This is a genomic window from Ruegeria sp. F11 (assembly GCF_056533855.1).
Map to the genome: position 1 here is coordinate 94,037 of NZ_JBQFOW010000013.1, position 8,036 is coordinate 102,072.

An 8,036-nucleotide genomic window follows, 5' to 3' on the forward strand; every position below is an offset into this window, starting at 1 on the left:
GTCCCGACGGGGGTTTCAAATCGTAGGGTGGGGTTTTACCCCACCGCCTTACCAGTCTTCGCGGATCACGACGCGGGTCTTGATCGGCAGCTTCATCGCGGCCAGGCGCAGGGCCTCGCGGGCGATGTCGTCATTGACGCCGTCGATCTCGAACATCACACGGCCAGGCTTGACCTTGCATGCCCAGCGGTCGACCGAACCTTTACCTTTACCCATACGAACTTCGATCGGCTTGGCCGTGACCGGAGTGTCGGGGAAGATGCGGATCCAGACGCGGCCCTGACGCTTCATGTGACGCGTCATGGCACGACGAGCAGCTTCGATCTGGCGTGCAGTTACACGCTCAGGCTCAAGAGCTTTCAGGCCGTAAGTGCCAAAGTTCAGATCAGAGCCGCCTTTGGCGAGACCCTTGATCCGGCCTTTGTGCATCTTGCGGAATTTAGTACGCTTTGGTTGAAGCATATCTTTCCCTCCTTAGCGACGACCGCCACCAGCACCACGAGGTGCAGGGCCGTCCTGGAGTTCCTGTGCTTTACGGTCACGTGCCTGCGGATCGTGCTCCATGATCTCACCTTTGAAGATCCAGACCTTGATCCCGATGATCCCGTAAGGAGTCATCGCTTCGGCATGTGCGTAATCGATGTCGGCACGCAGAGTGTGCAGAGGCACGCGGCCTTCGCGGTACCACTCGGTCCGTGCGATTTCGGCGCCGCCCAGACGGCCAGCGACGTTCACCCGGATACCCAGGGCGCCCATGCGCATGGCGTTCTGAACCGAGCGCTTCATTGCGCGACGGAACGAAACACGACGTTCCAGCTGCTGAGCGATGGACTCGGCAACCAGCTGCGCGTCAAGCTCGGGCTTGCGCACTTCGACGATGTTCAGGTGCAGTTCGCTGTCGGTCATACGAGCAAGCTTTTTGCGCAGAACTTCGATGTCTGCACCTTTCTTGCCGATGATGACACCGGGACGTGCAGTGTGGATCGTAACGCGGCACTTTTTGTGCGGACGTTCGATGATCACACGGGCAACACCGGCCTGCTTGCACTCTTTGTTGATGAACTCACGGATCTTGAGGTCTTCCAGCAGAAGATCACCGTAGTCCTTGGTGTCGGCGTACCAGCGGCTGTCCCAGGTGCGGTTGACCTGCAGGCGCATGCCGATCGGATTTACTTTATGACCCATTAGGCTTGCTCCTCAACTTGACGCACCTTGATGGTGATCTCCGAGAACGGCTTCATGATCTTGCCGAAACGGCCACGGGCACGCGGACGACCGCGCTTCATGACCAGGTTCTTGCCAACCCATGCTTCGGCGACGATCAGCTCGTCAACATCCAGGTTGTGGTTGTTTTCGGCATTCGCGATTGCGGACTGCAGGCATTTCTTGACGTCCTGCGCGACACGCTTGTTCGAGAAAGTCAGGTCGGTCAGAGCCTTCTCAACTTTCTTGCCGCGGATCATTTGCGCAACCAGGTTCAGTTTCTGCGGGCTGGTGCGAAGCATGCGGGTTTTCGCCATTGCTTCGTTTTCAGCCACGCGGCGGGGGTTCTTTTCCTTGCCCATGACTTACTTCCGCTTCGCTTTTTTGTCTGCGGCGTGGCCATAATAGGTACGGGTCGGCGAGTATTCACCGAACTTCTGACCGATCATGTCTTCCGAGACGTTGACGGGGATATGCTTCTGGCCGTTGTACACACCAAAGGTCAGACCCACGAACTGGGGCAGAATGGTGGAACGACGCGACCAGATTTTGATGACTTCGTTGCGGCCCGATTCGCGCGCTGCTTCGGCTTTTTTCAGCACGTAAGCATCGACGAAAGGACCCTTCCAAACAGAGCGAGACATGGATTAACGTCCCTTCTTCTTGGCGTGCCGCGAGCGGATGATCAGCTTCTGGGACGCTTTGTTCTTGTTGCGGGTACGCTTACCCTTGGTGTCCTTACCCCACGGCGTAACCGGCGTACGGCCACCCGAGGTACGACCTTCACCACCACCGTGCGGGTGATCGATCGGGTTCATTGCAACACCACGAACCGACGGACGCACGCCTTTGTGGCGCATACGACCGGCTTTACCGAGGTTCTGGTTCGAGTTGTCGGGGTTGGACACGGCACCAACGGTGGCCATGCATTCCTGACGGACCATGCGCAGCTCGCCCGAGCTCAGACGGATCTGAGCGTAGCCGCCATCGCGACCAACGAACTGAGCGTAAGTACCGGCCGCACGTGCGATCTGACCGCCTTTACCAGGCTTCATCTCGATGTTGTGGACGATGGTACCGATGGGCATGCCCGAAAACGGCATTGCGTTGCCCGGCTTGATGTCGGCCTTGGCGGATGCCACGACTTTGTCACCAACAGCCAGACGCTGCGGAGCCAGGATATATGCCTGCTCGCCGTCTTCGTATTTTACCAGTGCGATGAATGCGGTCCGGTTCGGGTCATATTCGATCCGCTCGACGGTTGCCGCGACATCAAATTTGTTCCGTTTGAAGTCAACGATCCGGTAGAGACGCTTTGCGCCACCGCCGCGGCGGCGTGAAGTGATCCGTCCGGTGTTGTTCCGGCCGCCCGATTTGGTCAAACCCTCAGTGAGAGACTTGACCGGACGTCCTTTCCAAAGCTCCGAACGGTCGATCAGCACCAGCCCGCGCTGGCCCGGCGTCGTCGGCTTGTACGACTTGAGTGCCATGCTTTCTGTCTTCCGTTTAGCAAGTGCAGGGGATTTCCCTGCTATGTGATAGGCCCCCGTAGGTGCCAAGGGTATAGGGCCCCGAAGGTCCCCGGTTACAAATATCAGAGGCCCCGGAACGAATCCGAGGCCGCAAGATTGGGTGCGTGTAACAGGGTTGGGGTTGGGTGTCTATAGGCGCAATAAAACAATTGCTGCCAATAGGAGTTGCACTGGTGTTTGGCTTCCAGTGTGCTAACCTGACGTGCTTGGAGTTGAGCGCTAGCTACGAGTGTGCACAAGCCTCTCCATTTTGGCCACAATTGCATTAGCGGACCTAACAGCCCTTTGTGTCATATTTGATCCAGCAGCACTTGTACCGGCTGAGACAGAAGCCAGCCACTTTCTCCTGAAAATCGCATGTATTGCAAACACTGGCGTTATTAGAAGAAACCTAATGGCGGTCAGTGTCCAAGCCGTGGCAACTACGAGTTTGCGTCCGAATAACCTTTTCAGCGCAGAAGATGTTCTAGGAAGATGGGCCATCGGAGATATGCACCATTCCAACAGACGCGCATACGGGTCCACTTGTGTCCTATAAAGCTCAAATGATCTTCCACGTCCTTCTTTTGCTTCAAGGTACAATGCTGGCGCCTCAACTTTCCTTATTTGAATCAGAGCATCTCGATTGGAGAACTCTGGATCTTTTACTTCATAAGCGGATCCAGAAATTGCTATCGCTGAATGGGCAGTTCCCGACACACGGACGTCCACCAAAAATAGTACCCTAGGCGATACGCGATATAGAAGTGGCCAGCTATAGACGTAAACTCCAAGAGCTTCTCCATTTGGAGACTTTGGATCGTATTCAACCCCCAATCCGAGTAATTTTGGTAGAAGTTGGCCCTGGACTTCCAGCAGTAGTTTTTTGAAGAACGGCTTGCCTTGCAGGTACTCGTTGTCAATGTTCAAGAAACTTTTCCTCAAGCTAAGGTATCAAATGAGTAGATTTTCGATCTTTTCTTTTCTCAGCTTTTGCTCAGAAATATGGCGCGTAATAAAGGCCGAAGGCCGCCGCGCGGGCCACTGCCCGTCCCGGCGGGCTGGCGCTTTGGGGACGTTTGCGCCTCGCTATGAGTTAGGATGTATTCGGCACCGAAAAGCACCCTACTAGGATTGAAGCCTGGCCAAACGAGTATCTTCGGACTGGTACGGAAGTTTCCACGCCATAGGTGGCAACTCGATCGACTTGAAACTTGAATACGCAACGGGTGCGAACGCAAGGAAAGCCAGAACCGAAACGCCTATTGTGACCAGTGGATTGGTGAGTTCGAGAATGTTCTCATCGATATAGGTGGCCGCGTCAAAGACGACGAAGAAATGCAGGATGTAGATCGAGTAGGAGCAGGCCCCAATTTTTGCAACCAGGCCCGAAAGGCCTTGGCTTCTGAATTTGAACGAGCCGTCGTACCACGCGACAAGAAATGCAAACGCCGCGCCGACGATAGTGGGGTAGACAATCCAAATTGGGTTGCCAGTCGGGTATCCCCCGATGCCATAAAATCCACCCAACGTGTCGAAGTACCAGATGAAGGAAAGTATCAGCGCACAAACAATGGCTGCCAGTGCGTGCTTCCCACGTATTAGGTTGCGGCAGTTAAAGGCAAATATGCCAAAAACAAACTGATCGATACCACCCACGATGGTCCAATATGCAAGTGTTTGCACCTGGCCGACCTCTTGCCAGTAGATGTAGCGCCCCAGAAGGAAGACCAGGACAACCAAGAGGATCATTTGCGGCCGCTTTGCCGAGATACTGAGGAGAAGCGGCAAAATAAGATAGAAATGCAACTCGACAGCAATTGACCAGCCACCGTTGGGCCAGACGGGGAAAACGAACCCGCGCAGCAACTGACCCAAATACGGCAGCATTGGCAAACCGCTACTCCAACGTGTCAACCCCTCGATCAGGAATGCGACTATCAACAGCGGAAAAAGCCTTAGGGCTCTGTTCCAGATGAATGCAGAAAAAATGATACGCCGCCCATTAAGCAGTTTTGCAAATAAGTACCCGCTCAAAGTCATGAACAAGGCGACCCCCACATGACCCTCAAGCAGAACCGAAAAAGGAAAAATGGGCGACGACGTCAGGTGGCCATCATTGACGTGAGAGAAGTGCCACGTGAACACAAGAAAAGCCGCCAAAGCCCGAACGTGATCAAGCCCAACGAAGTACTCTCCGGTCGACGATTTCAAAGGCTATCTCCAAGTCAATTCGTTGAAGCGCGCGGATAACGTTTGCGGCGCGGTGCTTTGTACATAAAACCGCCAAATTTCATGCCGCAAAAACGAATTCGGCCCCGGTGATAACATTCACCGGGGCCGAAAAAAGTGCAATCATATCCGATCAGAGACCGGTGGATACGTCGATTGTGTTGCCCTCTTCCAGGGTCACATATGCTTTTTTGACGTCTTTCCGGCGGCCCAGCTGGCCGCGGAACCGCTTGACCTTGCCTTTGGTCACGGTGGTGTTCACCGCTTTGACCTTCACACCAAATAGCGCCTCAACGGCCTCTTTGATCTGCGGCTTGTTGCTGTCGATCGCCACTTCAAAGACAACCGCGCCGTTTTCGGACGCCATGGTCGACTTTTCAGTAATGATCGGCTTGCGGATCACGTCGTAGTGTTCTGCCTTCGCGCTCATTTCAGACGAGCCTCCAGTGCTTCGACAGCCGCTTTGGTGAGCACCAGGGTGTCACGCTTGAGGATGTCATAGACGTTTGCGCCCATCGACGGCAGGATATCCAGACCTTCGATGTTCTTGGACGCTTTCAGGAACCCTTCGTTCACGGTCGCGCCGTCGATGACCAGAGCGCGTTTCCAGCCCAGGTTTGCAACCTGTTTGGCCAGAGCGGCGGTCTTGCCTTCGGCTTCGGCGTTCTCGATCACAACCAGTTCACCTGCCTTGGCTTTGGCCGACAGAGCGTGGCGCAGGCCAAGCTTGCGGAACTTCTTGGGCAGGTCGTGGCCGTGCGAGCGTACGACGGGGCCTTTGTAGATACCACCACCACGGAAGATCGGCGCGTTACGGTCACCATGGCGTGCGCCACCGGTGCCCTTCTGGCGATAGATCTTCTTGGTCGAGTAGCTGGTTTCCGAGCGGGTCTTGACCTTGTGGGTACCGGCCTGCGCATTGTTGCGCTGCCAACGGACCACACGGTGCAGGATGTCCGCGCGCGGCTCGAGGCCGAACAGATCGGCGTTCAGCTCGATGTCGCCGGCTTTGCCGCCGTCCAGTTTGATTACATCAAGTTTCATGCTTCACCACCTTCCGCGGGCGCTTCTTCCGCCGGTGCTTCGGTTGCGGCACCTTTTACGGCTGCCGGGAACGGCAGGCCTTCGGGTGCTTTCTTCTTGACGGCGTCCTTGACGGTGACCCAGCCCGATTTCGGTCCGGGAACAGCGCCTTTGATGAAGACCAGGTTCCGGTCGGCATCGGTTTTGACAACCTCCAGGTTCTGGGTGGTAACACGGGCAGCACCCATGTGACCGGCCATCTTCTTGCCTTTGAACACCTTGCCCGGGTCCTGACACTGACCGGTCGAACCGTGCGAACGGTGGCTGATCGAAACACCGTGCGAGGCGCGCAGACCACCAAAGTTCCAACGCTTCATCGCACCGGCAAAGCCTTTACCGATCGAGGTACCCGAAACGTCAACCTTCTGACCTTCCAGGAAGTGTTCTGCCGAAATCTCGGCGCCCACATCGATCAGGCCATCTTCGGAGACGCGGAACTCGGCCAGCTTACGCTTGGGCTCAACCTTGGCAGCGGCATAGTGACCGCGCATGGCTTTCGAGGTGCGTTTTGCCTTGGCAGCACCGGCACCCAGCTGAACGGCGGTGTAGCCGTCTTTGTCAGCGGTGCGCTGCGCAACAACCTGCAGGTTGTCCAGGTGAAGAACGGTCACAGGGATCTGCTTGCCGTCTTCCATGAACAGGCGGGTCATACCGACTTTTTTTGCGATAATACCAGAGCGCATTCTCATACCCTCCGATTACGACTGCAGCTTGATCTCGACATCCACACCAGCAGCGAGGTCGAGCTTCATCAGCGCGTCAACGGTCTGGGGGGTCGGATCAACGATGTCGAGAAGGCGCTTGTGCGTGCGGATCTCGAACTGGTCGCGGGATTTCTTGTCAACGTGAGGGCCACGGAGAACCGTGAACTTCTCAATCTTGTTCGGCAGCGGGATCGGGCCGCGCACGTTCGCGCCGGTCCGCTTGGCAGTGTTGACGATCTCTTGCGTGCTGGCATCCAGAACGCGATAGTCAAATGCCTTCAGCCGAATACGGATGTTTTGGCTTTGCATAGATACAGCCTTTTTTCAGGCGTTGAGGTTGAGAGGAGGACAGACGCGCATCGCCAACCCTCATCGAACCCAAAAGGCGGGAATCACCCCGCCTTAACGTTCTTATTGAGAACTCGCGCGTATTAGTGGGGTTGGTGGGGTTTGGCAAGGGGAATCGTATGCATAGTTAAAGAACTACGATCATAAAGACCTCCTCCTGCCTCATTGATCTTTAGTCATTCCTCAAGCGGTGGATTTCCCATTGCAGTCGATAGATTTCACTTTGCATCTTTGAAAACACCTCTCGTTCAAAAATGAACTCTTCCAGGATTTCCAACTCGGCAGCCTGATCACGATCAGTCTCCAGAACTTGCTGGAGAGCGATCCCTAAAGGTCCTCTAGCATCAAAAATCAAGCCTCGGGAACAAGGCTGCTGTAGGACGACGAATTCCTGCGGTTCGTGGTTAACGAGTATCGCAGGAACATTTGATTCAGCAGAAGGCATTGATGACAGAGGCGCACGGAGCGCAAAAAATAGCCTCCTGCGACTATCAAAATCCCCTGACAAGCCGAATGTGAACTCACGAGATATCACCACCAGCTTGTTTTCCGGACTCAATCTGGATGACACATCTCCTGTGATAATCTCCTCAACTCTAATTTCGAAACGAACATAACTTGGCCGCGGTCCAAGATCACGAAGTTCCACTTCGACTATCTCATACCTGTCTACGCTACCCACTATAACTGCGTCCGCATTAAGAACGTCGCTCAAATCAGCTTGCTTCGTGTAGCGGCACGCACTTGCTGGGGTAACAACCAAGCAGAATAAAAACGTCAGTGCCCTAAACAGCATAAGAAAACTCAATCTACTAAAAGTTGTTTCTCAATAATAACAAACCGCCCCAAGGTCTACCAACAGTAAAAAGGCCGCCCCATTGGGACGGCCTTCTTTAGTTCGCCGGTGTGGGCTCTCATTGCTTCTTTGAAGCAACTGCCGCCCACCGCTTTCCAA

Annotated in this window: 12 protein-coding genes; all 12 read right to left on the bottom strand. The window is 54.9% G+C overall.

What is annotated here, in order from left to right:
- Positions 1 to 48 precede the first annotated feature (48 nt).
- The 12 genes from rplP to ACR0NJ_RS17475 all read right to left on the bottom strand — a co-directional run bounded on the left by rplP (position 49) and on the right by ACR0NJ_RS17475 (position 7,796).
- Positions 49 to 462 carry a 50S ribosomal protein L16 gene (gene rplP / locus ACR0NJ_RS17420; RefSeq protein ID WP_010437070.1) on the bottom strand — a complete coding sequence of 138 codons (414 nt, stop codon included), beginning with the start codon at positions 460 to 462 and terminating at the stop codon, positions 49 to 51.
- Between the two features lie 12 nt (positions 463 to 474).
- Complete coding sequence (rpsC, locus tag ACR0NJ_RS17425; RefSeq protein WP_008758042.1) at positions 475 to 1,185, bottom strand: 30S ribosomal protein S3; 711 nt, start codon at positions 1,183 to 1,185, stop codon at positions 475 to 477.
- Positions 1,185 to 1,565 (bottom strand): 50S ribosomal protein L22, encoded by a 381-nt coding sequence (gene rplV, locus ACR0NJ_RS17430; RefSeq protein ID WP_039538267.1) that lies wholly within the window; start codon positions 1,563 to 1,565, stop codon positions 1,185 to 1,187. The genes rpsC and rplV overlap by 1 nt, the downstream gene beginning before the upstream one ends.
- Positions 1,566 to 1,568: 3 nt before the next feature.
- Positions 1,569 to 1,847: a 30S ribosomal protein S19 gene (rpsS, locus tag ACR0NJ_RS17435; RefSeq protein WP_005980699.1), complete on the bottom strand. Its 279-nt coding sequence runs from the start codon at positions 1,845 to 1,847 to the stop codon at positions 1,569 to 1,571.
- Between the two features lie 3 nt (positions 1,848 to 1,850).
- Complete coding sequence (rplB, locus tag ACR0NJ_RS17440; protein WP_008757664.1) at positions 1,851 to 2,693, bottom strand: 50S ribosomal protein L2; 843 nt, start codon at positions 2,691 to 2,693, stop codon at positions 1,851 to 1,853.
- A 261-nt stretch (positions 2,694 to 2,954) separates the two neighbouring features.
- Positions 2,955 to 3,644 (bottom strand): hypothetical protein, encoded by a 690-nt coding sequence (locus ACR0NJ_RS17445; RefSeq protein ID WP_480818378.1) that lies wholly within the window; start codon positions 3,642 to 3,644, stop codon positions 2,955 to 2,957.
- Positions 3,645 to 3,842: 198 nt separating this feature from the next.
- Positions 3,843 to 4,928, bottom strand: coding sequence for an acyltransferase family protein (locus ACR0NJ_RS17450; RefSeq protein ID WP_480818379.1), 1,086 nt, complete (start codon positions 4,926 to 4,928; stop codon positions 3,843 to 3,845).
- Positions 4,929 to 5,079: 151 nt separating this feature from the next.
- Positions 5,080 to 5,376, bottom strand: coding sequence for a 50S ribosomal protein L23 (locus ACR0NJ_RS17455; RefSeq protein WP_008757532.1), 297 nt, complete (start codon positions 5,374 to 5,376; stop codon positions 5,080 to 5,082).
- Positions 5,373 to 5,990, bottom strand: coding sequence for a 50S ribosomal protein L4 (gene rplD / locus ACR0NJ_RS17460; RefSeq protein WP_008756644.1), 618 nt, complete (start codon positions 5,988 to 5,990; stop codon positions 5,373 to 5,375). The genes ACR0NJ_RS17455 and rplD overlap by 4 nt, the downstream gene beginning before the upstream one ends.
- Entirely contained in the window at positions 5,987 to 6,712 is a 726-nt protein-coding gene (gene rplC, locus ACR0NJ_RS17465) for a 50S ribosomal protein L3 (RefSeq protein ID WP_039538255.1), read from the bottom strand. The genes rplD and rplC overlap by 4 nt, the downstream gene beginning before the upstream one ends.
- Positions 6,713 to 6,727: 15 nt before the next feature.
- A complete protein-coding gene (gene rpsJ / locus ACR0NJ_RS17470) occupies positions 6,728 to 7,042 on the bottom strand; it encodes a 30S ribosomal protein S10 (protein WP_008756422.1) in 315 nt (104 codons plus the stop codon).
- Positions 7,043 to 7,253: 211 nt separating this feature from the next.
- Complete coding sequence (locus tag ACR0NJ_RS17475; protein ID WP_480818380.1) at positions 7,254 to 7,796, bottom strand: hypothetical protein; 543 nt, start codon at positions 7,794 to 7,796, stop codon at positions 7,254 to 7,256.
- Positions 7,797 to 8,036: the final 240 nt, after the last annotated feature.